The 24,351-nt window shown below is 70.8% G+C and carries 21 protein-coding genes; 7 read left to right on the top strand and 14 right to left on the bottom strand.

From position 1 onward, the window contains the following. Positions 1-34 precede the first annotated feature (34 nt). The 11 genes from ACY34M_RS05735 to ACY34M_RS05685 all read right to left on the bottom strand — a co-directional run bounded on the left by ACY34M_RS05735 (position 35) and on the right by ACY34M_RS05685 (position 12,279). Positions 35-856, bottom strand: a complete 822-nt coding sequence (locus tag ACY34M_RS05735) for a rhamnogalacturonan acetylesterase (protein ID WP_462718827.1) — start codon at positions 854-856, stop codon at positions 35-37. Positions 857-971: 115 nt separating this feature from the next. Continuing rightward, entirely contained in the window at positions 972-2,342 is a 1,371-nt protein-coding gene (locus tag ACY34M_RS05730) for an ABC transporter substrate-binding protein (protein WP_462718826.1), read from the bottom strand. 55 nt (positions 2,343-2,397) lie between these two features. Beyond that, the gene (locus ACY34M_RS05725; protein WP_462718825.1) at positions 2,398-3,264 is read right to left on the bottom strand and encodes a DUF6807 domain-containing protein; all 867 of its coding nucleotides are present in this window, start codon (positions 3,262-3,264) and stop codon (positions 2,398-2,400) included. After that, entirely contained in the window at positions 3,261-4,496 is a 1,236-nt protein-coding gene (locus tag ACY34M_RS05720) for a Gfo/Idh/MocA family protein (protein ID WP_462718824.1), read from the bottom strand. Before ACY34M_RS05720 ends, ACY34M_RS05725 begins: the two co-directional genes overlap by 4 nt. 8 nt (positions 4,497-4,504) lie before the next feature. After that, a complete protein-coding gene (locus ACY34M_RS05715; RefSeq protein ID WP_462718931.1) occupies positions 4,505-5,374 on the bottom strand; it encodes a carbohydrate ABC transporter permease in 870 nt (289 codons plus the stop codon). A gap of 44 nt (positions 5,375-5,418) precedes the next feature. Next, a complete protein-coding gene (locus ACY34M_RS05710) occupies positions 5,419-6,360 on the bottom strand; it encodes a carbohydrate ABC transporter permease (RefSeq protein WP_462718823.1) in 942 nt (313 codons plus the stop codon). 150 nt (positions 6,361-6,510) lie between these two features. Continuing rightward, a complete protein-coding gene (gene araD, locus ACY34M_RS05705; protein WP_462718822.1) occupies positions 6,511-8,253 on the bottom strand; it encodes an L-arabinonate dehydratase in 1,743 nt (580 codons plus the stop codon). After that, complete coding sequence (locus ACY34M_RS05700; RefSeq protein WP_462718821.1) at positions 8,250-9,206, bottom strand: dihydrodipicolinate synthase family protein; 957 nt, start codon at positions 9,204-9,206, stop codon at positions 8,250-8,252. The genes araD and ACY34M_RS05700 overlap by 4 nt, the downstream gene beginning before the upstream one ends. Then, the gene (locus ACY34M_RS05695; RefSeq protein WP_462718820.1) at positions 9,203-9,874 is read right to left on the bottom strand and encodes a GntR family transcriptional regulator; all 672 of its coding nucleotides are present in this window, start codon (positions 9,872-9,874) and stop codon (positions 9,203-9,205) included. The genes ACY34M_RS05700 and ACY34M_RS05695 overlap by 4 nt, the downstream gene beginning before the upstream one ends. A gap of 285 nt (positions 9,875-10,159) precedes the next feature. Continuing rightward, on the bottom strand, positions 10,160-11,320 hold the full coding sequence (locus tag ACY34M_RS05690) for a hypothetical protein (RefSeq protein ID WP_462718819.1): 1,161 nt from the start codon (positions 11,318-11,320) through the stop codon (positions 10,160-10,162). Beyond that, the gene (locus ACY34M_RS05685; protein WP_462718818.1) at positions 11,317-12,279 is read right to left on the bottom strand and encodes a 5-dehydro-4-deoxyglucarate dehydratase; all 963 of its coding nucleotides are present in this window, start codon (positions 12,277-12,279) and stop codon (positions 11,317-11,319) included. The genes ACY34M_RS05690 and ACY34M_RS05685 overlap by 4 nt, the downstream gene beginning before the upstream one ends. Positions 12,280-12,500: 221 nt before the next feature. Here ACY34M_RS05685 and ACY34M_RS05680 point away from each other — a divergent pair, with 221 nt between their 5' ends. From ACY34M_RS05680 to ACY34M_RS05655, 6 genes are all read left to right on the top strand, one after another. Then, a complete protein-coding gene (locus ACY34M_RS05680) occupies positions 12,501-13,346 on the top strand; it encodes an NAD-dependent epimerase/dehydratase family protein (RefSeq protein WP_462718817.1) in 846 nt (281 codons plus the stop codon). 286 nt (positions 13,347-13,632) lie between these two features. Further along, complete coding sequence (locus ACY34M_RS05675; protein WP_462718816.1) at positions 13,633-14,394, top strand: DeoR/GlpR family DNA-binding transcription regulator; 762 nt, start codon at positions 13,633-13,635, stop codon at positions 14,392-14,394. Between the two features lie 51 nt (positions 14,395-14,445). Next, positions 14,446-15,819: an ABC transporter substrate-binding protein gene (locus ACY34M_RS05670; protein ID WP_462718815.1), complete on the top strand. Its 1,374-nt coding sequence runs from the start codon at positions 14,446-14,448 to the stop codon at positions 15,817-15,819. Next, entirely contained in the window at positions 15,816-16,754 is a 939-nt protein-coding gene (locus ACY34M_RS05665) for a carbohydrate ABC transporter permease (protein WP_462718814.1), read from the top strand. The genes ACY34M_RS05670 and ACY34M_RS05665 overlap by 4 nt, the downstream gene beginning before the upstream one ends. After that, positions 16,754-17,587 carry a carbohydrate ABC transporter permease gene (locus ACY34M_RS05660; RefSeq protein ID WP_462718813.1) on the top strand — a complete coding sequence of 278 codons (834 nt, stop codon included), beginning with the start codon at positions 16,754-16,756 and terminating at the stop codon, positions 17,585-17,587. The genes ACY34M_RS05665 and ACY34M_RS05660 overlap by 1 nt, the downstream gene beginning before the upstream one ends. A 28-nt stretch (positions 17,588-17,615) precedes the next feature. Continuing rightward, positions 17,616-18,605 (top strand): zinc-dependent alcohol dehydrogenase family protein, encoded by a 990-nt coding sequence (locus ACY34M_RS05655; protein WP_462718812.1) that lies wholly within the window; start codon positions 17,616-17,618, stop codon positions 18,603-18,605. A gap of 100 nt (positions 18,606-18,705) precedes the next feature. On the opposite strand, the gene ACY34M_RS05650 is transcribed toward ACY34M_RS05655, so the two are convergent. Together ACY34M_RS05650 and ACY34M_RS05645 are read right to left on the bottom strand one after the other, a co-directional pair. Beyond that, on the bottom strand, positions 18,706-19,656 hold the full coding sequence (locus tag ACY34M_RS05650; RefSeq protein WP_462718811.1) for a PRC and DUF2382 domain-containing protein: 951 nt from the start codon (positions 19,654-19,656) through the stop codon (positions 18,706-18,708). A 240-nt stretch (positions 19,657-19,896) separates the two neighbouring features. Next, positions 19,897-21,147, bottom strand: coding sequence for a TerD family protein (locus tag ACY34M_RS05645; protein ID WP_462718930.1), 1,251 nt, complete (start codon positions 21,145-21,147; stop codon positions 19,897-19,899). 187 nt (positions 21,148-21,334) lie between these two features. Between ACY34M_RS05645 and ACY34M_RS05640 the strand changes: the two genes are divergently transcribed. Next, positions 21,335-22,828, top strand: a complete 1,494-nt coding sequence (locus ACY34M_RS05640) for an amino acid permease (RefSeq protein WP_462718929.1) — start codon at positions 21,335-21,337, stop codon at positions 22,826-22,828. 4 nt (positions 22,829-22,832) lie between these two features. On the opposite strand, the gene ACY34M_RS05635 is transcribed toward ACY34M_RS05640, so the two are convergent. Further along, the gene (locus ACY34M_RS05635; RefSeq protein ID WP_462718810.1) at positions 22,833-24,272 is read right to left on the bottom strand and encodes an alkaline phosphatase PhoX; all 1,440 of its coding nucleotides are present in this window, start codon (positions 24,270-24,272) and stop codon (positions 22,833-22,835) included. Positions 24,273-24,351: the final 79 nt, after the last annotated feature.

Raw genomic sequence — 24,351 nt, 5'->3', positions numbered from 1 at the left:
GGGGCGGTTCGGGGGTGGGTCAGGCAGGGGTGGGTCAGGCAGGGGTGGTTCCGGCGAGCCAGGTCAGGCGCGACTGCCACGCCGGGTCCAGCTCGTCGAGCGCGCCGCCGACGCGGCGCACGTCGCGGGCGGGCAGCGCCTTCCGGTCGAGCAGCGCGGTGGCCACGAGGCGGGCCACCGCGATCGCGCCCGGCGGGTTGAAATGCGTGTTGTCCTGCTCGGTCGCCGTCCAGTTGAAGTACGTCTTCGTGTCCTCGACGCCGAGCTTCTGCCACAGGGCGAGGGACAGTGCCTGGATGTCGAGCAGCGCGACGCCCTCCGCCTCGGCGAGGGCGCGCATCGCCGCCGGGTAGTCGCCGTGGGTGGGCAGGGCGTTGCCGCCCGCGTCGAACTTTCTGCGCTCGACGGCGGTGGCGAGCACCGGGCGGGCGCCCCTGGCCCGCGCCCCGTCGACGTAGAGCCGCAGGTGGTCCTGGTAGGTGGACCAGGGCTCGGTGTAGCGGGTGGGGTCGGCGCTCTTCTCGTCGTTGTGCGCGAACTGGATCAGGAGGAGGTCGCCGGGGCGGATCGCGGCGAGGATCGCGTCGAGGCGGCCTTCGTCGACGAAGCTCTTCGAACTGCGGCCGTTGACCGCGTGGTTGGCGACCCGGACGCGGTCGGCGAGGAAGAGCGGGAGGGCCATGCCCCAGCCGGTCTCGGGCTTGGCGTCGAGGTACTTCTGGGCGGCGGTGGAGTCACCGGCGACGAAGAGGGTCCGCCGGTCCTTGCGGCCGTGCGCCGCGGCCGGGGAGGTGAGGGCCGCCGCGAGCGGCAGGGCGGCGAGGGCGGCCAGGGTGGTTCTTCGGGTGGTCGACACGGCTGTGTGCCGTCCTTTCAAAGACCGGGGTGTGGTGGGGCCGGCGGCGGGAGCAGCGGGGCAGGATGCGTCCCGCCGCCGGCCCGGTCGAGGGTGAACGGCCCTGCTGAGGCCGCTAGTTGGCCTGCTGCTTCCATTCGGCCTGCGCCTTGTTGAGCTGGTCGGCGAGCGAGTCGAGGAAGGTCTTGGCCGTCGTCTTGCCGAGCATGACCTTCTGGAAGTCGTCCTCGTTGTCGGCCTTGGAGATGGTGTTCCAGTCGGGCAGGTAGTACGGCAGCTGCACGATCTTCGTGGTGCCGGACTGGAGCGCCTCGGCGGCGAGCCTGGTGGGCTCGGACTCCTGCACCCAGTCGTCCTTGGCGGCCTCGGTGTTGGCCGGGATCTGCTTGGCCGACTCGTTCCACTTGCTGTTCTCCGCGTGCGAGGCCGCGAACTCCATGAACTTCCAGGCGGCCTTCTTGTTCTTACTGGCCTTGAACAGGCCGAGCCCGTCGACCGGGTTGGAGACCTGGACGCGGGTGCCGCCGGGGCCCGTCGGGTTGGGGATGCCGCGGAACTTGGTGCCGAACGCCTTCACGTGGTCGCCGTACGAGCCGAGGTTGTGGCTCAGCATGCCGATCTTGCCGCTGTCGTACTGCGCGACCATCTTCGTGAAGTCGTTGTTCACGTCGGCGGACGGCGTCGCCTTCTTGTAGAGGTCGGCGTACTTCTGCAGCGCGGCCACGTTCTTGGGGTCGTTGACCGTGGTCTTCGTGTTGTTGTCGTCCCAGAAGGACGTGATGCCGCTCTGCCCGTACGTGGCGTCGAGGGCCTGCGCGATGGAGCCCTCGCCGCCGCGGATGGTGTAGCCGAACTCGTTCTTGCCGGTGTCGGTGAGCTTGGCCGCCGCGTCGAAGAACTTGGTCCAGGTGGTGGGCGCGTCCAGGCCCGCCTTCTTGAACAGGTCGGTGCGGTAGTAGAGGACGCCGTTGTTGGCGGAGGTCGGCAGTTCGTAGACCTTGTCCCCGGCGCCCGCGGCCTTCACCGACTCCATGAAGGCGTCGCTCAGCTTGCCGTTGAGCGAGCTCGTGGCTATCCGCTCGTCGAGCGGTTCGAGGGCGTTCTGCGCGGCGATGCCGGCGAGCATCGCGGTGCCCACGCCGCCGACGTCGGGCAGTCCGCCGCCCTGGATGGCGGTGTCGTACTTGGACTGCACGTTCTCGGCGGGGATGCCGACGTACTTGACCTTGATGTTCGGGTACTTCTTCTCGAAGTCCTTGATGATCTCCATCCAGACGTCGCGGCGCACGGCCGTGTTGTTGTCCCAGAAGGTGATCTCGCCCTTGCCCGAGCCCTCGTCGCCCTTGTCGCCGCCGGCGCCGCTGCCGTCGTCGCCGCAGGCGGTGGCGGTCAGGGCGAGGACGGTGCCGACGGCGACGGCGGTGCCGGTGCGCAGCGTCGATCTGCGGATGCCGCTGCGCGTTCCTCTGCGTGCACGGATGTTCATGATCGGCTCTCTTCTTCCGGATCCAACGGGAGGTGGTGCGGTTCGAGCGTGTACGTCATGCGGTCACCGCCTTGCGGACGAGGGCCGCGGCGCGGGTGCGGTCGAGGGTGCCGTCGGCGACCACCGTGATCACTCGGCGTACGGCGGTGTCGCCGGGGCCGACGGTCAGGCGGGCGGTGGCGGCGAGCGAGGAGCCGACGCCCGGGTATTCGTCGGCGCGGACGAACCACGGGTCGCGGCGGGTCTCGGCGGTGGCGCCCGCGAAGACGAGGGTCCAGCCGTCGCCCGCCAGGGCCAGCCAGTCGGCGGTGCGGCCGTGCACCGCGCCCTCGCCCTCCGCGGTCGCCGTGAACACGGCGGGGGCCGCGGCCTCCTTGGGCGCGCGCCAGAAGAAGCCTCCGTAGGCGGCGCCGGGGCGGCCGTTGGTGGCGGGGCTCCCGATGGTCAGCCCGGCGTCCGAGGGGTTGGTGAGCGAGAACGTGAAGTCCAGCGCCCAGGCGTCGCCGCACAGTGGGGTGGCGGCGACGGTGCGGCGCTCGCGCAGCAGCGGCACGCAGTCGTCCGCGATCCACTCCAGGTCCTCGACGAAGCCGTCCGGGTCGCACAGCTTGAACTCGCGGTGCCGCTGCTCGCCGTGGTTGTCCAGCTCGGTGGGGCCCCGGCCGCGGACGTAGGTGCGCCCGCCCCAGAAGTTGTGCCCCGCGACGTCCGGCACGGCGACGCCCACGCCGAGGTGGTGCCGGTGGTCGGCGGGCGCGAACTCGGTGACGGGGGTGCCGGCGAGGGTGGTCACCGGGTGCAGGAACGGGCGGGGTGCGAGGCGCCGCTCGGCCTCCGGACGGATCTCGTAGCGGGCGACGGGGCGGCCCGCGCAGCTCAGGGTCAGCGGCGCGGTGACGAGGCCGTGCACGGTGCGGGTCACGACGCGGCCTCCGCTTCCGAGCGGGCCCAGGACGCGCCGAGCCCGGCGAACCCGGTGAGGCTGTCGGCGCTCGCGGCGACGAGCCCGTCGGCGCCGAGCACCACGCGGCGCACGGTGCCGGGGCGGTCCGCGGGCACCTCGCTCCACGCGTCGTCCGGCAGCGCCAGCGGATCGGGCGCCGTCCGGATCGCCTCGACCACGCGCATGAACGCGCCCGTCGCGGCGGGCGGCACGAGCAGCGGCGTCGCGCCGTCGTCGGCGAGGTGGTCGACGAGGTTGGCCAGCAGGTCGGTGCGGCCGTGCACGGTCTCCTCCGGGCCGTGCCCCGCGCGCTGCACGAGGACGCGGTCCTGCTTGTACCAGAAGGTGATCCGGCCGCGGCTGCCGTGCACGACGACGTACGGCTCGTCGGGCCGCTCGGCGCACAGGGTCGCGGCGACGGTGACGCGCGATCCGGTGCGGGTGGTCAGCTCCACGTACGAGGTGTCGTCGGCCTCGATGGCGTTGGCGCGGTACAGCTCGGTGCGGACGGACGCGAGGTCGTCACCGCCGGTCGCACCGTCGAGGGCGAGGGACGTGGCGACGGCGTGGGCGAGCGGGTTGGTGAGCACTCCGTCGACGACGTCCACGGTGCGGCCGGTGCCGCTGCCGTCGTCGAGGCGGCGGCGCCCGGCCCACGGGGCGCGCCGGTAGTAGGCCTCGTCGCGGGCCCAGGCTCCGGCGGCGCCGATGCCGAGGGGCTCGCCGATGAGGCCGTCCCGGACGAGGTCCCGGATGTGGGAGAGCGCGTGCGAGCCGAGCGACTGGAAGCCGATCTGGCAGGCGATGCCCGCAGCGGCCACTCCGGTCGCCATCCGCTCGTACTCCGCGTACGACGGCGCGGGCGGCTTCTCCAGGAGCAGGTGCACGCCCCGCTCGGCGGCCACCAGCGCCAGGTCGGTGTGGGTCGGGATCGGGGTGCAGATGATCGCGGCCCGGGCGCCGGTGCGGTCGAGCAGCTCCCCGAAGTCCGCGGACTGCACGATGCCGTCGGCGTCGAATCCGTCGAGTTCCGCCGCGTCCAGGGGGCGCAGCTCGCACACTCCGGCGAGCCGCACCCGGCCCGCATCGGCGAGGTTGCGCAGGTTGTTCAGGTGCCAGCGTCCGTGCCCGCGGGCGCCCGCGAGGACGACGGGGACGGGCTCGTGCACCGGGCCACTGTTGCGTGTCTTCATGATCGACTCGATCTTCATAGTGCTTGTCATCCCTTCACCGCCCCCGCGCTGAACCCCGTGACGAGCCATTTCTGGATGAAGGCGAAGACGATCACCACGGGGAGCGCGGCCACGACACCGCCGGCGGCGAGCGCGCCCAGGTCGACGGAGTCGGCGCCCATGAGGGTGGCGAGGCCGACCGGGATCGTCTGTTTGTCCTGGTCGGAGAGGAACATCAGGGCGAACAGGAAGTGGTTCCAGCTGTGCACGAAGGCGAAGGAGCCCACGGCGATCAACCCCGGCCGCAGCAGCGGGAGGACGACGGCGCAGAAGGCGCGGAAGCGTCCGCAGCCGTCGACCCAGGCGGCCTCCTCCAGCGAGTACGGCACGTTCTTGATGAAGCCGCTGATGAGGATCATCGTGAGCGGCAGCTGGAAGACGGTCTCGGCGATGATGACGCTGCCGAGCGAGTTGATCATCCGCAGGTTGGCGAAGATCTGGAACAGCGGGACCAGCATCAGGGCGCCGGGAATGAACTGCGAGCACAGCAGCGCCAGCATGAAGCCCTGCTTGACGCGGAAGTTGAAGCGGGCGAGCGCGTAGCCGCCGGCCAGCGCCACGACCGTCGTCATCAGCATCGAGGCGAGGCCGACGAGCAGGCTGTTCTGGAAGAAGATCCCGAAGGACCGCTCGTTCCACACCTTGTCGAAGTGCTCGAAGGTGAGCGGCCACGGCACCAGCGAGGTCGATCCCGCGGGCCGGAACGCGAAGAGCAGCATCCAGTAGAAGGGGACGAGCGTGAAGAGGAGGTAGACGCCGAGCGGGAGATAGATCTGCCAGCGCGGTACGTCGTCCCAGGAGCGCCCCTTCTTGACGGGGGTGAGGGGGGCACGGTGCCGGCCGCCGCCCGTCGTCATGGCGGGCGCGGTCGTGGTGGCGGTCAACTGGGCTTCCTTGACGGTCACTTGTCCTCGCCCCCGAACTTGCTCAGGCGCAGATAGACGATCGAGCAGAACAGGAGGATCACGAAGGCGATGGAGGTCAGCGCGGACGCGTAGCCGAAGTCGTGGCTGTCGACGGCGATGGAGGCGATGCGCAGCGGCAGGGTGGTCGTCTCGCCCGCGGGCCCGCCGCCGGTGAGGGTGTAGAGCAGGTCGACGTTGTTGAACTCCCACACCGCGCGCAGCAGCGTGGACAGGATGATGGCGTCCTTGAGGTGCGGCAGCGTGATGTGGAAGAACTGCCGCAGCCGGCTCGCCCCGTCGACCTCGGCGGCCTCGTACAGGTCCTTCGACACGGACTGCAGGTCGGCGAGGATGAGGATCGCGAAGAAGGGGACGCCACGCCAGAGTTCGGCGGTGACGACGGCGGGGAAGACGGTCGCGGTGTCCGACAGCCAGGACGTGCCGTAGCTGCCGATGCCGATGTCCGCGAGATACCGCGTGATGCCCGTCTGCGAGTTGTAGAGCAGCATCCAGACGGCCGAGGTCAGCACGCCGGAGACGGCCCACGGCGAGAAGACGAGGGCGCGGGCCATGCCGCGGCCGACGAACGTCTGGTTGACGACGAGCGCGAGCCCGAGGCCGAGCAGCAGTTGCAGCACGACCTGGACGACGACCCACTGGAGGCTGAAGCCGAGGGTGCGCCAGAAGTCCGGGTCGTTGGTGAACGCGGTGACGAAGTTGTCGAGTCCCGCGAAGCCGTTGCGCCAGGGCTTGGTCGGGTTGAAGTGCTGGACGCTGTAGTAGAAGACGCTGATGACGGGATACGCGATGAAGCCCAGCATCAGCAGCCCGGCGGGCGCGATCAGCAGATACGGGAGCCTGCGCGGGGTCGCTGACTTTCGGCGCCGGGGCGGCGAGGCGCCCTGCGGGGCTTTGGCCACGGCTGCGGCTTGGGCCATGACGGGAACTCCGATCTCGGTGGCTCAGGTCGGTGCTTCTGTGCGTGGTTCGGGGTCGTAGAAAGCGCTTGCACGTGGCATGTGTCGAAACGCTTCGCGGACTGCGTTCGGGATGTCGGCCGAAGAAGGCCGGCGAGGGGTTCGGGCGGCTCAGCCCGCGTACGGATCCGGGACCGTGCCCGGCCTGGCCAGGAAGGCGAAGTCGCAGCCGGTGTCGGCCTGGGTGATCTGCTCGTTGTAGAGCACGCCGTAGCCGCGCTCATGGCGCTCGGCGGGCGGGTTCCACGCGGCCCTGCGCCGCTCCAACTCCTCCTCATCGACGTCGAGTCGAAGGGTCCTGGCCGCGACGTCGAGGGTGATGGTGTCGCCGCTGCGGACCAGCGCGAGCGGGCCGCCGACGTGCGACTCGGGGGCGATGTGCAGGACGCACGCCCCGTAGCTCGTGCCGCTCATCCGCGCGTCGGAGAGCCGCACCATGTCGCGCACGCCCTGCTTGAGCAGATGGTCGGGGATGGGCAGCATCCCGTACTCCGGCATGCCGGGGCCGCCCTTGGGGCCCGAGCCGCGCAGCACCAGGACGCTGTCGGCGGTGATGCCCAGCTTCGGGTCATTGATGGTGCGCTGCATGGTCTTGTAGTCGTCGAAGACGACGGCGGTGCCGGTGTGCTTGAGCAGCTGCGGTTCGGCGGCGATGTGCTTGATGACGGCGCCGTCCGGGCAGAGGTTGCCGCGCAGGACGGCGACGCCGCCCTCGGTGGCGACCGGGTTCGTACGCGGGCGGATCACGGCGTCGTCGTGCACCTCGGCGCCCTCGATCTGCTCGCCGAACCGCCCGTTGACCGTGGGCCGTTCGAGGTGCAGCAGATCGCTGATCCGGGAGAGGAAGGCGGGCAGTCCCCCGGCGAAGTGGAAGTCCTCCATCAGGTACGTCTGTCCACCCGGCCGCACATTCGCCAGCACGGGAACGGTGCGCGCGAGCCGGTCGAAGTCGTCGAGCGTCAGCGGCACCCCGGCCCGCCCGGCCATGGCGATCAGATGGATGACGGCGTTGGTGGAGCCGCCGAGTCCGAGCACGGTGGTGACGGCGTCCTCGAAGGCCTCGGGGGTGAGGATCTCGGAGGGCTTCAGGGCCGTCCAGGCGAGCTCGACGGCGCGGCGCCCGGAGGCGGCGGCCATCCGCTCGTGCGCGGAGTCGACGGCCGGGATCGACGAGGCGCCGGGCAGCGTCATGCCGAGGGCCTCGGCCGCCGCGGTCATGGTGGAGGCGGTCCCCATCGTCATGCAGTGCCCCGGAGACCGGGCCAGACCGCCCTGGAGTTCGCGCAGTTCGCAGTCGCCGAGGTTGCCCGCGCGGTGCTCGTCCCAGTACTTCCACATGTCGGTGCCGGAGCCGAGGGTCTCGCCGCGCCAGTGGCCGGGCAGCATCGGACCGGCCGGCACGAAGAGCGACGGCACGTCGGCGGAGGCCGCCCCCATGAGCAGGGCCGGGGTCGACTTGTCGCAGCCGCCGAGCAGCACCGCCGCGTCGACCGGGTAGGAGCGCAGCAGCTCCTCGGTCTCCATGGCGAGCAGGTTGCGGTAGAGCATCGGCGTCGGCTTCTGGTACGTCTCCGACAGCGTGGCGACGGGGAATTCGAGCGGGAAGCCGCCCGCCTGCCACACGCCCCGCTTCACGGCCTCCGCGCGCTCGCGCAGGTGGACGTGGCAGGGGTTGATGTCGGACCAGGTGTTGAGGACGGCGACGACGGGGCGGCCTCTGTACTCCTCGGACTCGTAGCCGAGCTGGCGCATCCGGGCGTTGTGCGACCAGGTGCGCAGCTGCCCCTCGGTGCCGTACCACTGGTGGGAGCGGAGCTGCTCGGGGGTGAGGCGGGCTCTCGGTGCGGCGGTCATACGGACCACCCCGCCGCGATCTCGGCGACCTCGGCGCGCTCCGCCTCCGGCAGTTCCTTGCTCGGCGGGCGGACGTCGCGGCGGCACAGGCCGAGGGAGGCGAGGGCCTCCTTGACGACGGTGACGTTGTTGGCGGAGGCGTCGGCGCCGCGCAGTTCCTCGAAGCGGCGGATCTGCTCCCACACCTTCATGGCGGCGGTGTAGTCGCCCGATCGAAGCGCTTCGATCATGGACAGCGAGACGCTCGGCGCGACGTTCACGAGCCCCGAGGTGAAGCCGGTGGCGCCGGCGGAGAAGTAGGCGGGCGCGTACGGCTCGGCGAGCCCGGCCACCCAGACGAACCGGTCGAGGCCCGCGTCCCGCGCGAAGCCGGCGAAGCGCGCGGCGTCCGGCACCGCGTACTTCACGCCGATCACGTTCGGGCAGGCCGCACCGAGTTCGGCGAGCCGGGCGCCGGGGAGCGCCGCGTTCCTGAGGTACGGGACGACGCCGAGTTCGGGCACGGCCCGCGCGATGGCGCGGTGGTAGTCGACCCAGCCGACCTCGGAGACGTACGGATGCACGGGCTGGTGGACCATCACCATGTGGGCGCCGTGCTCGCGGGCGTGCCGCGCGGCCTCGATCGCGGTCGGCACGTCGTGGCCGACGCCGACCAGGACCACGCCCCGGTCCCCCACCTCGTCGAGGGTCAGCTCCGTGACGAGGCGGCGCTCCTCGGGGCTGAGGGCGTAGAACTCGCCGGTGTTCCCGTTCGGCGTCAGGGTGCGCACCCCGCTGTCGAGCAGCCGCCGTAGCAGGGCCCTGTACTGCCCCTCGTCGACGGATCCGGCCTCGGTGAACGGCGTCACCGGGATCGCGACCACATCGGCGAGCGCGGCGCGCTGGGTCTCGAACACAGCCGGCGAGTGGGGTCGCCCCTGTTCGAACGGAGTGGAGAACTTGGGGACGGTCATGAGTGGTGCTCACCCTCTTCTTCCCGGTCCCCCCGTGCTTCGGGGAAGGCCCGCTCGACGAACGACGCGATGTGGTCGCGCAGCGCGCGCGAGGCCCCCTGGGCGTCGCCGGCGAGGGCGAGCTCCAGGATCTCCTGATGCTCGGTGGCCTCGCGGTCCCACGAGGGGTCGGCGGCCCATGCCACGGCGGACACCAGCGCGGCCTGGTCGCGGACCTCGTCGAGCATCCTGCCGAGCAGCGGGTTGCCGCACGGGAGGTAGAGGGCGCGGTGGAACTCCCGGTTGGCCAGCGAGCGCTGGGCCGTGTCGCTCGCGGTGGCGGCGCGGTGGAGCGCGTCGCGGGCGGCGTCGAGGGAGGCGCGGCGGCGCACGGTGCGGCGCAGTGCCTCCGGTTCGAGCAGCAGCCGCACGTCGTAGACCTCGCGGGCCATGTCGGCGTCCACCATGCGCACCGTGACGCCCTTGTACTGGCTCATCACGACGAGCCCGGTCCCCGCGAGGGTCTTGAGCGCCTCGCGCACGGGGGTCTTGGAGACCCCGAACTGCGCGGCGACATCGGTCTCCACCAGGGCCTGGCCGGGGCGCAGCTTGCCCGTCAGGATGCGGTGCTTGATCTCCTCCAGGACGTACTGGGTACGGGAGGGGATCGGCGTGGGCACAGAGGTCATGCGGGCCTCTCGGGGTGGCGTTGCGCGGTCTCTGCCGTGGGCACATCGCGTATCGCGTATGCCGTACGGCGTATCGCGTCTCATATATGACGTACGAAGTACGACGCGTTGAAGTTAGAAGCGCGCCTTCGTTTCGTCAACGCTTCCGGCAGAAGAAATTCACACAACTTCCATGGATCTTGGGCGCGTTGGAAAGCGCGGCGGGCCATGGGTCGGCCCTCCGACGGCTTCCGTGTCCGTCGGAGGGTTCCGGCCCATGGCCCGCTGGTTCGTCGATGCCGCGCGTCAGAGCCCCGCCAGCGCCTCCGTGACCGCCGCGAGGTCCACGTCCGGGGCGAGGCCCGCGTGGTAGAGCCGGAGCTCCGTGGCGCCGAGTTCCCGCGCGGCGCGCACGTCCGCCGCGAGGGTGCCGGGGCTGCCGCCCATGCCGCGTACGACGGTGAGGTTCGCGGCGACGACTCCCCTGCCCTGTTCGGCGAACGGCCGCACGAGGCCCGCGCCTCCCGCGCAGGGCACGACGACCCCGTCGGCGACGGAGAGGATGTGCGCGGGATCGACACCCGCGTTGGCGCCGCAGTGGTACGACACCGGGTCGGCGTGCAGCAGCACCTGGAAGCCGGCGGGGGCGGCGGACCGCACGGCCGCGACCGCTTCCTCCTGGAGGCCGCGGGCCGTGGCGTCGCGGTACGCGCGCGTGGCGGCCGCGCGCTCGGCACCGAGCAGCTTCTCGACGGCCGCCCAGCCGTCGTCCGCCGCCTCTCCCCGCCATACGGGTTCCAGCGCGGTCCGGACGGCCGCCCGCAACGCGTCGGAATCCAGGCCGTGCCGGTCGTAGCCTTCGCGGCACGACGGGCAGAAGCACAGCGACATCAGGTACTGCCCGGCCTCGCCGAGCCCGACGCCGCCGGTCTTGTCGTGGGCGTGCAGGTGCGCGAGCCCGTACCAGCCGAGCGATTCGAGTTCGGTGCCGCGGGCGCCGGGCCGCACGGCCGCCTCCGCCGCCAGGTCGACGAGGTACGCGCGCGTGTCGGGCTGCGCGATGCACGGGGCCCAGGGATAGCGGTCGCCGTAGGCGTTGACGACGGAGGTGTCCGGATGTTCGGCGCCCATCCGGGAGTTGTGGGCGAGCACGACCCACGTGTGGACGTCGAGCCCGGCGCCCGCGAGGGCCTCGGCGGCCTCTCCGTGGGCGTCGCCGGGAGCCCAGTCACCGGCCTCGTACGGCACCAACCGCCGCCCCTGCCAGAGCTGTTGGCCGACGGGGTAGAGCACGGCCGCGTGCTCCGCCGTCACGATGCGGTGGCGCGGGTGGCGGGGCGTCAGGGCCCGCGTGGAGTGGTACGCGGCGGCGAGGGTGACCTGCTGGACACCGAGGCCGGCGATGCGCCGGGCGGCGTCCGGGTCGCCGTTGACGTCCCAGGGGTAGACGAAGGTGGAGGTCCTCACGCGTCGGCTCCTTCCAGCAGTCGCCCGCCGATGTCGATGAGTTCGGCGAGCCGCTTGACGTGTTCCTCGCGCGGCTCGTGCAGCGGGGGCCGCACCCCTCCGACGTCGAGCCCGCACAGCCGCACCCCGGCCTTCACGAGGGACACCGCGTATCCGCGCCCCTGGTTGCGGAGTTCGACGAGCGGCCGGTAGAAGCCGTCGATGAGCCGGTTCACCGTGGTGTCGTCGCCCGTGTTCAGCGCCTTGTGGAAGGCCTGCGCGAGTTCCGGCGCGAAGGCGAAGACGGCGGAGGAGTAGAGGGTGACGCCGATGCCGCGGTAGGCGAGGCCGGTGAGTTCGGCGGTGGGCAGACCGTTGAAGTAGAGGAAGCCGTCCGGGACGTCGGGCGACACGGCGGCCTCCGTCCGTACGGCGCTGACGGTCCGCTGGAGCAGGTCGAGGTCGCCGAGCCCGTCCTTGAGCCCGATCACCCGCGGGTGCCGGGCGAGTTCGACGACGGTCTCCGGCGTGAAGACGGCGTTGTCGCGCTGGTAGACGACGACATCGAGGGCGGTCGCGTCGGCCAGCTCCGTGTAGTGCCGCAGCAGCCCCTCCTGCCCGGCGACGACGAGGTAGGGCGGCATCGCCAACAGGCCGTCGGCTCCCGCCTGTTCGGCCGCGCGCGCGTACCGGACCGCGAGCGCGGTGCCGTATCCGGCGCCCGCGACGACGGGGACCCGGCCCTCCGTCGCCTCGACGGCGGCCGCCACGCAGGCCTCGTACTCCTCGGGCGCGAGCGCGTGGAACTCCCCGGTGCCGCAGCAGGCGAACACGGCGGCGGCACCCGCGGCCACCCCGCGCCGGACATGGGCGCGATAGGTGTCGAGGTCCACGCCCCCGTCCGGCCCGTAGGCGGTGACGGGGAAGAACAGCGGCCCGCTGGGAATGCTGAGGCGAGCGGCGAGAGGGGCTGACGTCACGGTCTCTCCCTGGGCGCACACACCACAAGATGTGCACGTTTGTGATCCGCGTCTACATTTCTGAACGTGGCCACCGTAGGACGCCTTGGTGGGCCGGTCAAGCACACATATCGCCCGAACTCGCACTGCCCGCACACCCCTTGACGGGCGGGATGCCGCTTCATAGCGTTTCCTCATATCCATAGATGTGAACGCCTGTCACCTACACGGAGATCACTCGCATGCCAGTCCCTTCAAGGACCCGCACCATCCTGCTCACCGGCGCGGCCGGCGGACTCGGCACCCTGATGCGGGAGTTGCTGCCGCAGTACGGCTACGAGCTGCGGCTGCTCGACGTGCGCCCGATCGAGGGTGAGCCCGACGCGATCGTCGCCGACCTGAACGACACGGACGCGCTGCGCGAGGCGGTGCGCGGCGTCGACGGCGTCCTGCATCTCGCCGGCATCTCCCTGGAGTCGACCTTCGACAAGATCCTCGACGCGAACATCAAGGGCACGTACCACCTCTACGAAGCCGTGCGCGAAGAGGCCGCGTCCCGCGCGGACGGCACCGCCCCGCGCGTCGTCTTCGCCTCCTCCAACCACGCGATCGGCTACACGCCGCGCCCGCGCGTGGAGGACGGCGAGCCGCTGGTCCCGGTCGGGACGCCGCGCCGCCCGGACACGTACTACGGCCTTTCGAAGTCGTTCGGCGAGGACCTCGCCCAGTTCTACTGCGACGAGCACGGCATCGAGACCGTCTCCGTGCGCATCGGCTCCTGCTTCAAGGAGCCCACGGACGTCCGCATGATGTCGGTGTGGATGAGCCCCGCCGACGGCGCCCGCCTCTTCCACGCGGCGCTGAGCGCCGAGAAGGTCGGTCACACCGTCGTCTACGGCTCGTCCGCCAACACCCGCCTGTGGTGGGACCTCACGAGCGCCTACGCCCTCGGCTACGAGCCGCAGGACGACTCGGAGGTGTACGCGGAGAAGCTGCTGGCCGAGCACGGGCCGCTCAGCGACGACAATCCGGCGCACCGGTACATGGGCGGCCGGTTCATCAACGACCCGCCGATCTGGCCGTACTGAGCATCCATCGCGACTTCGCGCAAGAGGGCGGGCGGGCACCGAACGGGCCCGCCCGCCGCCTTGTTCGGGCATCCGCCGCGCCCGAACCCACACGATCCCCCGCTCCCCCGCAGGTCCACGCCGGACGGCACGTCCCGCGAAACGGGCAGGAACGGGCGGCATCGGGCCCACTGCGGACCTGTTCACCTCGGCGTACCCCCGGTAAAACTTCCGGTGCGGGCACTTCGGGGCCCGAACGGGCAGTGACGGTACGAACGGGCAGCAACGGGCGCGGAGGTCGGTGGGCATGGGCGCGGAGGAACGCCAGCGGGAGATCGTGCGGGTGGCACGGCACTCCGGCTCCGTCGATGTCACCGAACTCGCGGCCACGCTCGGCGTCGCGAAGGAGACCGTGCGCCGCGATCTGCGGGCCCTCGAGGACCACGGCCTCGTGCGGCGCACGCACGGCGGGGCGTACCCGGTGGAGAGCGCCGGGTTCGAGACGACGCTCGCGTTCCGCACCACGATGCACGTGCCGGAGAAGCGGCGGATCGCCTCGGCCGCCGCGGATCTGCTCGGGGACGCCGAGACCGTCTTCGTCGACGAGGGGTTCACTCCGCAGCTGATCGCCGAGGCGCTGCCGCGCGACCGGCCGCTGACCGTCGTCACCGCGTCGCTCGCCACCGCGGGCGCGCTCGCCGAGACCGACAACACGACCGTGCTGCTGCTCGGCGGCCGGGTCCGCGCGGGCACGCTCGCGACCGTCGACCACTGGACGACGAAGATGCTCGCCGGTTTCGTCTTCGACCTCGCCTACATCGGCGCCAACGGCATCTCCCGCGACCACGGACTGACCACCCCCGACCCGGCGGTCAGCGAGGTCAAGGCGCAGGCGATCAGGGCGGCGCGGCGGACCGTCTTCGCGGGCGTGCACACCAAGTTCGGCGCCGTCAGCTTCTGCCGCTTCGCGCCGGTGGGCGCGCTCGAGGCGATCGTCACCAGCACCCAGCTGCCCGCGCCCGAGGCCCACCGCTACTCGCTGATGGGACCGCAGGTCATCCGCGTCTGAGACCCGCGTCCGAGGCCCGCGTCCGAGACACCCACAACTCCAGGAGCACCGATGCGAACCCAGAGCCGCCGCAGGCCACCGGGCACCCTGCTCGTGATGGCCGCCGCGGGGACACTGCTCACCCCCTTCCTGTCCGGCTGTTGGGCCGGCGCCGGCGGGCTCGGCTCGGGCGGCGACTCCCTGAACGTCCTGATGGTCAACAACCCGCAGATGGTCGAGTTGCAGAAGCTCACGGCCAAGCACTTCACGCGGGAGACCGGCATCAAGGTGAACTTCACGGTGCTGCCGGAGAACGACGTCCGCGACAAGATCAGCCAGGACTTCGCCAACCAGGCGGGCCAGTACGACGTCGCGACGCTCTCCAACTACGAGATACCGATCTACGCCCGCAACGGCTGGCTGCGCCCGCTCGACCGGTACGTCGGCAAGGACAAGGGCTTCGACCAGAAGGACATCCTCGCCCCCATGCGCGAGTCGCTCACCGGCGACGACGGCAAGCTGTACGGCCAGCCGTTCTACGGCGAGTCGTCCTTCCTGATGTACCGCAAGGACGTCTTCGCGAAGAAGGGCCTCAAGATGCCCGCGCACCCGACCTGGCAGCAGGTCGCGGACCTGTCGGCGAAGGTCGACGGCGCGGAGAAGGGCATGAAGGGCATCTGCCTGCGCGGGCTGCCCGGCTGGGGCGAGTCGATGGCGCCGCTGACCACCGTCGTGAACACCTTCGGCGGCACCTGGTTCGACAAGGACTGGAAGGCCCGCCTCGACGACAAGGGCTTCAAGGACGCCACCAAGTTCTACGTCGACCTCGTGCGCAAGCACGGCGAGTCCGGCGCCGCCCAGTCCGGCTTCGCCGAGTGCCTCAACAACCTCACCCAGGGCAAGACCGCCATGTGGTACGACGCGACGTCCGCGGCGGGCTCCCTCGAAGCGGCCAAGTCCCCGGTCAAGGGCAAGATCGGCTACGTCTCCGCGCCCGTCGAGAAGACGAAGTCCAGCGGCTGGCTCTACACCTGGGCCTGGGGCCTGCAGAAGGCGTCCCCCAACCCCGACAAGGCCTGGAAGTTCGTCTCCTGGGCGTCCGGCAAGGAGTACGAGAAGCTCGTCGGCGAGAAGTTCGGCTGGGCCAACGTCCCGGCCGGCAAGCGCGCCTCCACGTACGACATCCCGCAGTACCGCGAGGAGGCGGCCCCCTTCCAGGCGCAGACGCAGGCCGCCATCGAAGGCGCGCGGCCGAGCGATCCGGGCGTGCAGCCGCGGCCCGCGCCCGGCATCCAGTTCGTCGGCATCCCCGAGTTCACCGACCTCGGCACCAAGGTCTCGCAGGAGATCAGCGCGGCCGTCGCCGGACGCCAGTCGGTCGACACGGCCCTGGCCAAGTCCCAGAAGCTCGCCGCCGAGATCGCGAAGGAGTACGAGGGCCGATGACGACCACGACCACCGCTCCGGCGGCCCCCACCGCTCCCGCGCCGGCCTCCCCGCGCACCCCGAGCAGGCTGCGCGCCTGGGCGACCCGCGCGCCCCTGCTCCCCGCCCTGGTCTTCATGATCGTGGTCACCCAACTCCCCTTCGTGGCCACGCTGGTGATCTCGTTCTTCGACTGGAACGCGCTGTACCCCGACGCCCGCCACTTCACGGGCCTCGGCAACTACTCCGAGGTCCTCACCGACCCGGACCTGCGCAAGTCCGTCCTCACCACGATCGTCCTGACGGTGACCGTGGTCGTCGTGAGCCTCGTCGTCGGACTCTGCCTCGCGCTGCTGCTCGACCGGCGCTTCAAGGGACGCGGCTTCGTCCGTACGCTGCTGATCGCGCCGTTCCTGGTCGTCCCGGTGGCCGCGGCGCTGCTGTGGAAGCACGTCCTCTACAACCCCGAATACGGGCTGCTGAACGGCCTGTTGCACTACGTGGGCGGACCGCAGCCCGACTGGATCTCCAACACTCCGCTGCTGGCGGTGGAGCTCTCGCTCATCTGGCAGTGGACGCCGTTCATGATGCTGATCCTGCTCGCGGGTCTTCAGTCGCGCTCCGCCGAGCAGATCGAGGCCGCCCGCGTGGACGGCGCGGGGCCGTGGCAGATCTTCCGCCACCTCACGCTGCCGCATCTGCGGAGGTACCTGGAGCTGGGCGCGCTGCTCGGCTCGATCTACATCGTGCAGAACTTCGACGCCGTCTTCACCATCACCTCCGGCGGCCTCGGCACCGCCAACCTGCCGTACACCGTCTACCAGAGCTTCTACCAGGCCCATGAGAACGGCCTCGCGTCGGCCGCCGGCGTCCTGGTCGTCATCGGCTCGATCATCATCGCGACGTTCGCGCTGCGCGTCGTGTCGTCGCTGTTCCGCGAGGAGGTGTCACGCTGATGACGTTCTCTACTTTTCTGCGCAGCAAGGGACTCGGTCTGCTCGCATGGCTGGCCGGAGTCGTCTTCTTCCTGCCGATCGCCTGGATGGCGCTGACGTCCTTCCACTCGGAGTCGGACGCGGCCACCAACCCGCCCTCGTTCGCCGCCGCGCTCACCCTCGACGGCTACCGCGACTTCTTCGGTGCGGACGGCGGCGCGAGCCCCTGGCCCGCGCTCATCAACTCGACGGTGGCGTCGGTCGTCGCGACGGTGTGCGTCCTGCTCCTGGCGCTCCCCGCGGCGTACGCGCTGTCGATCCGCCGGGTCCGGAAGTGGACCGACGTCCTCTTCTTCTTCCTGTCGACGAAGATGCTGCCGGTGGTCGCGGGGCTGCTGCCCATCTACCTCTTCGCCAAGAACACCGGCTTCCTGGACAACATCTGGCTGCTGGTCATCCTCTACACGTCGATGAACCTGCCGATCGCGGTGTGGATGATGCAGTCGTTCCTGGCCGAGGTGCCGGTGGCGGTGATCGAGGCGGCGCAGATCGACGGGGCGCGGCTGCCGACGGTGCTCAGCCGGGTCGTCGCCCCCATCGCCCTGCCCGGGATCGCGGCGACGGCCCTGATCTGCTTCATCTTCTCCTGGAACGAACTCCTCTTCGCGCGGGTGCTGACCGGCGTCGTCGCCCAGACCGCACCCGTCTTCCTGACCGGCTTCATCACCAGCCAGGGCCTGTTCCTGGCGAAGGTCTGCGCCGCGTCGCTCGTGATCTCCCTGCCGGTGCTCGCGGCAGGGTTCGCCGCCCAGGACAAGCTCGTCCAAGGCCTGTCCCTGGGAGCGGTGAAGTGAACCGCCGCAACAATCTTGGAGGTTGCTCATGAAGGCCGCGATCGTCGAATCGGTGGGCAAGGTCGTCGTCGGCGAAGTGCCGGACCCGACCCCGGGCCCCCGCGACGTGATCGTCGAGGTCGCCGCCTGCGGGCTCTGCGGCACCGATCTGCACATCCTCCAGGGCGAGTTCGCGCCCACACTGCCGGTGGTGCCGGGCCACGAGTTCGCGGGCACGATCGCCGAAGTGGGCTCGGACGTCACGGAGTTGCGGGTCGGCGACCGGGTGGCGGTCGACCCGTCGCTGCACTGTCACGAGTGCCGGTACTGCCGGGCCGGGCGGGGCAATCTGTGCGAGCGGTGGGCGGCCATCGGGGTGTCCACGGCGGGCGGGGCCGCGCAGTACGCGGTCGCGCCGGTCGCCAACTGCGTCCCGCTCCCCGACCACGTGCAGACCCAGGACGCGGCGCTCATCGAACCGCTGTCCTGCGCGGTGCGCGGCTACGACGTCCTTCAGTCACGGCTCGGCTCGCACGTGCTGATCTACGGCTCGGGAACGATGGGCCTGATGATGCTGGAGCTGGCCAAGAAGACGGGTGCGGCGAGCGTCGACGTGGTGGACCTCAACGCGGACCGCCTGGCGACCGCCCAGCGGCTCGGTGTGTCGGCGTCCGCCGCCAACCCGGACGAGCTGGACCGCCCCACGGGCTGGGACGTCGTCATCGACGCGACCGGCAACGGCGCCGCGATCCAGGACGGACTCAACCGTGTCGCCAAGGCGGGCACGTTCCTCCAGTTCGGCGTGGCGGACTACGCGACGCGCGTGACGATCGACCCGTACCGCATCTACAACCAGGAGATCACCATCACCGGTTCGATGGCGGTGCTGCACAGCTACGAGCGGGCGGCCGAGCTCTTCGCGGGCGGCGTCCTCGATCCGTCGGTCTTCATCAGCGACCGTCTTCCGCTCGACCAGTACCCGCAGGCGCTCGACCAGTTCGCGTCCGGCGTGGGCCGGAAGATCGTGGTGGTGCCCTGATGGCTGCCGATGCCCTGATCGTGGCGATGCCCTGACGGCAATGCGGGCCCGCGCCTCACGGCCGGGCCCGCATATGATCCGCCACGACGGGCGTCCGCGGTCAGTGGCGCGGGCCGCGCCGACCCCGGCCCTCACCGGGCATGCCGTCGTCGCCCTTCGGGTCGTCGAACTCGATCTTCTCCTTGCGGACGGTGTCGGAGACCTCCTTCGTCTCCGTGACCTTCTCGGTCTCCAGCCGGACACGCTCGACGGGGACGGTCTCCTTCCGGACGACCGGGCGCTCCGCGTGCAGCGTCACCTCGGTCTCCGCCTCGCTGATCGTGGCCTTGCGGCTGTCGCCCTCCCGGATCGGTTCGCGCACGACGCGGACCTCTTCGTGGGACACGGGCACCGACGTGGTGACGTTCTCCGTCTCCACCGTCTTGCGCAGGTGGGCGTGGCCCACCTCCTGCTCCTCGACGCCGACGCGCAGGCGCTCCTCGGAGCGGATCATCTCGTCGGCCTTGCTGTCGGGGCCGGCGTCGGGACCGGAACGCATGGCCGGCTCCCGTGCGGCGGCACCCGCGTGCCGACCGGTCTCCGAGCGGGCATCGGCACCCGCACCGGCCCCGGCACCCATGGCACCGGCAGCGCCCGCGGTGCCTGCCAGGCCCGCCGTGCCTGCCGCGCCCATCCGGCCGGAGTCGGCCCCGGCCGGCCGCTGCGGCCGGTTGCCGGCGGCGTCCGCCGAGGGGCGCGTCATGCCGTAGTGCCGGTACAGCTCGTTCTTCTCGGACTCGTCGAGATGCTGGTCGGCCTCGACCCGCGGCGCGTCCTTGACCGCCTCCTTCGTGTACTGCACGGTGAGCCGGTCGTCGTCATGAGTGGAACCACTCAGCGGCACGAAGGTCTCCTTCATGCCGAAGAGCCCCGTCTTGACCGTCGCCCAGTCGGCCTTGCCCGTCCTGTCATCGAGGTAGACCCGCTCGACGCTGCCGATCTTTTCCCCTGTGCGGTCGTAGGCGGTGAGCCCGACGAGGGCATTCGGGTCGTTGATCTCGCCCTGCGTCATGCGCGATCACTCCCTTCGGGACATGGAGGCGGCTGGTGGCCGCCACGTGGACCATGTGCCTCAGGTCCATCGCGCGCCGGACCCGGGGAGTTCGCAACAAGGGACTTCACTGGGCGTAGCCGAAACGCCTGGTAGCAGCGCCTTTACGGCCCCATGGAGGGCCACGGCGCAGGGGCGCGCGAATACGCCCCGCACCGCCATACGGGTGAACCGTTGGCAAGCGCAACGGTTCACCCGTTTCTACAGCGCCTTGGCCGCCGGCTTCACCATGCCGCGCACGGTCCGCGACTTCACGAAGTCGCCCATCGCCGTCATCTCCCACTCGCCGGAGAACTGGCGGATGAGCTTCGCCATCATCACGCCCGTCTGCGCCTCCGCGTTCGTGAGGTCGAAGCGGACCAGCTCCTCGCCCGACGCCGCGTCCATGAGGCGGCAGTACGCCTTGGCGACCTCGGTGAACTTCTGGCCGGTGAACGAGTTCACCGTGAAGACCAGGCCCGTGACCTCCTGCGGAATCCGGCCCAGGTCCACGACGATCACCTCGTCGTCGCCCGCGCCCTCACCCGTGAGGTTGTCGCCGGAGTGCTTGATCGCGCCGCCCACGATGGAGAGCTTGCCGAAGTAGCAGCTGTCGACGTGGTTGCGCTGCGGCCCGTACGCGATGACCGACGCGTCCAGGTCGATGTCCTTGCCGCGGTAGGCGGGCTCCCAGCCGAGGCCCATCTTGACCTGCGAGAGCAGCGGCTGGCCGCCCTTGACCAGGGACACCGTCTGGTTCTTCTGGAGGGAGACGCGGCCCTTGTCGAGGTTGATCTTCCCGGAGCCGGGGGCCGGGGCGGGCGCCGGCGCGGCGGGCGCCGCGGCGGGCGGCGGGGGCGGGGCCATCCGCGGGTCGACCGGCGGCGTGGTCGGCGGGGGCATGGTGGCGGGCGGGGCCTGCGGAGCCGGGGCCGCGGGCGCCGAGGCGGCCGGGGTCGCCGGGGCGGCGGGCGCCGCGGGCTCCTCCACCGACACACCGAAGTCCGTGGCGATGCCCGCCAGTCCGTTCGCATACCCCTGGCCCACCGCGCGGGCCTTCCACGCGCCGTTGCGGAGGTAGACCTCCATGACCACCAGCGCCGTCTCCGCGCCGAGCTGCGGCGGCGTGAACGTGGCGAGGACCGAGCCGTCGTCCGCGTTGCGGATCGAGGCCGTCGGCTCGACGCCCTGGAACGACTGGCCCTCGGCGTCCGGGCTCGCGGTGACGACGATCTTCTCGATGCCCGGCGGGACGGCGGCCGTGTCGACCGTGATGGAGTCCGGCGACGTGCCACCACCCGACGTGTACGTCACGCCGGGCCCCGAGGGCTGGTTGTAGAAGATGAAGTCGTCGTCCGAGCGCACCTTGCCGTCGGCGGTGAGCAGCAGGCCCGATACGTCGAGCCGCACGGGCGCCGTGACGTCCACCGCCACGCGCTGCGCGGTGAGCGGGATGTTCGAGCCGGGAGTCATTGCGGTCATGCCAGGGGTAACGAGCGACCCCGCTTTACCGTTCCCTTACCGAAGACTTTTGGCGGGGACTTTCGGCGGCGGCTTCTGCCGGGCCCGCGCCCCGGACATTTCTTGCCCCGGGCCGTCTCCCCTGCGGCGCGTAGCTGCGACGCCAGGCATTTAATTTGCGAGAGTGCCCGGCGTGAACATGCACAAAGGCCACCGAACCGGACCAGCGGGAGAAGACCCCCACCTGGACGACCCGATCACCGCCGAGGGCGTCGCCGACGCCGGTGACCTCGGGTACGCCAAGAGCCTCCAGCCCCGCCACATCAGCATGATCGCGATCGGTGGGGCGATCGGCACGGGACTCTTCCTCGGTGCGGGCGGCAACCTCGCCAAGGCGGGCCCCGCCCTCGCGTTCGCCTACGCGATCTGCGGCATGTTCGCCTTCTTCGTGGTGCGGGCCCTGGGCGAACTGGTCGTGCACCGGCCCTCTTCGGGCTCCTTCGTGAGCTACGCGCGCGAGTTCCTCGGCGAGCGGGGCGCGTTCGTGGCCGGCTGGATGTACGTACTGAACTGGTCGTCGGCCGGGATGGCCGACATCACCGCCGTCGCCCTGTACGTGCACTACTGGTCGATGTTCACGACGATCCCGCAGTGGGCGCTGGCCGCGGTCGCCCTCGCGATCGTGCTGACCATCAACCTCATCTCCGTGAAGAGCTTCGGTGAGATGGAGTTCTGGTTCGCCATCGTGAAGGTGGCGGCCCTGGTGCTGTTCCTGCTGATCGGGATCTTCTTCCTGGTGACGGGAGAGCCCGTGGACGGGAATTACGACCCCGGTGTCTCGCTCATCAGCGACAACGGCGGCTTCTTCCCGCTGGGCGTGCTCCCCGTCGTCCTGATCACGCAGACGGTGGTCTTCGCCTACGCGGCGGTCGAGATGGTCGGTGTGACCGCGGGCGAGACCGCGGAGCCGGAGAAGGTCGTGCCGAAGGCCGTGAACTCGATCATGTGGCGTGTCGGCATCTTCTACGTCGGCTCGGTCGTGATGCTGACGCTGCTGCTGCCCTGGACGGCGTACTCGGCGGGCGAGAGCCCGTTCGTGACGGTCCTGTCGAAGATCGGGGTGCCGGCGGCCGGCGGCATCATGAACCTGGTGGTGCTGACCGCCGCCATGTCCTCGCTCAACTCCGGGCTCTACACCACGGGGCGCATCCTGCGCTCGATGTCGATGGCGGGCTCGGCCCCGTCGTTCACGGCCCGGATGAGCGGCAGCCATGTCCCGTACGGCGGGATCCTGTTGACGGCGACGGTGGCGCTGTGCGGGGTCGCGCTCAACGCGTGGCTGCCCGAGGACGCGTTCGCCATCGTCACGAACGTCTCCTCGCTCGGCGTCATCTCCACCTGGGTGATGATCATGCTCTGCCATCTGGTGTTCGTGCGGCGGGCTCGGGAGGGCCTCGTGCACCGGCCCGCGTTCCGGCTGTGGGCCTCGCCGTGGATCGAGCTGACGACGATCGCGTTCCTGCTCGCCGTCGTCGTGATGATGTGGTTCGACAAGGACGGCGCGGGCCGGAACACGGTGCTGATGCTGATCCCGATCGCGGTGTTCCTGACGGTCGGCTGGTACGCGGTGCGGGGGCGGGTCCACCGGATCGCCGCGGAGCGCGAGGCGCCGCCGGTGGACCCGCTCCAGTGATCCGTCAGCCCTGACGCTTCCAGGGACCCTTGATGGCCACCATGATGCCGGGAGTCTGGATGTTCGCGTACAGGGTCGAGCCGTCGGGCGAGAAGGTCACGCCCGTCATCTCGCTGTACTCCGGCTCCGCCTCGGTGCCGATGTTGAGGTCGTTGCGCGCGATCGGGTACGTACGGCCCTTCTCGGTCGCCCCGAAGAGGTGCTGGATGCCCTCGCCGTCCTCGGAGATGACGAGACCGCCGTACGGGGAGACGGTGATGTTGTCCGGGCCGTCGAAGGCGCCGTCCTTCGACGGGTCCGGGTTCACGCCGAGCAGCACCTTCAGGGTGAGGGTGCGGCGCTTGGGGTCGTAGAACCAGACCTGGCCGTCGTGCGCGACGGGGCTCTCCTCGCGGGCGTACGAGGAGACGACGTAGGCGCCGCCGTCACCCCACCACATGCCCTCCAGCTTGCGGGCGCGGGTGATCTCGCCGTCCTTGAACTGCTTGCGCGTGGAGACCGACTTGGCGTCGCGGTCCGGGACGTCGACCCAGTCCACGCCGTACGTCGTGCCGATCTTCGTGGCGCGCGACAGGTCGTCGACGAAGCGGCCGCCGGAGTCGAAGCAGCGGGTCGCCTGGAGCACGCCCGCGTCGTCGGCGAGGGTGCGCAGCTTGCCGCGGCCGTGCTCGAAGCCCTTCGGCGGAACCCAGCGGTAGAGCAGCCCGTTGGGGCCCGAGGCGTCCTCGGTGAGGTAGGCGTGGCCGCGCTTGGGGTCGATGACGACGGCCTCGTGCGCGTAGCGGCCGAACGCCTTGATGGGCTTCGGGGCCTTGTTGGCGCGACGGTCGGCGGGGTCGACCTCGAAGACGTAGCCGTGGTCCTTGGTGAATCCGTTCTTCCCGGCCTTGTCCTCGGTCTCCTCGCAGGTCAGCCAGGTGTTCCACGGGGTGTGGCCGCCGGCGCAGTTGGTGGCCGTGCCGGCGATGCCGACCCACTCGGCGACCTCGCCGCCGCGGCGCACCTCGACGACGGTGCAGCCGCCGGCCGCCATCGGGTCGTAGACGAGGCCCTCGGCCAGCGGCACCGGGTGCGGCCAGTCGGCGCGCGCGCCGGCCAGCTCGTGGTTGTTGACGAGCAGCGTGGCGCCGCGCGGGCCCGCGAAGGTGGCGGTGCCGTCGTGGTTGGAGGGCGTGAACTCGCCGGACTCCAGCTTGGTCTTCCCGCAGTACGTGATGATCTTGTACGAGAAGCCCTCGGGGAGCGCGAGGATGCCGTCGGGGTCGTCGAGCAGCGGGCCGTAGCCGACGCCCTTGTCCTTGCCCTTGAGCACGTCGACGCCCGCGCCGTCGGTGGCGGCGAGGGCGTTCGGCGCCGTGGCCAGGGAGCCGACGGACCCGGCGAGTGCGATGCCGGCGCCGGTGGCCGCGGATCGTCTGGTGAAGTCCCTGCGAGTGAGCGACATGTGACTGTCTCCCGTTGATCGTCGATGAGAGTGGCAGACCCGGTTTTCGGCCATACGTTCTCGCTCGCGTATAAACGGC

Source organism: Streptomyces sp. EDA2-14 (genome assembly GCF_054963755.1).
Note: the sequence above shows the minus strand (reverse complement) of the source record. Positions and strands in the feature narration are given on the sequence as shown.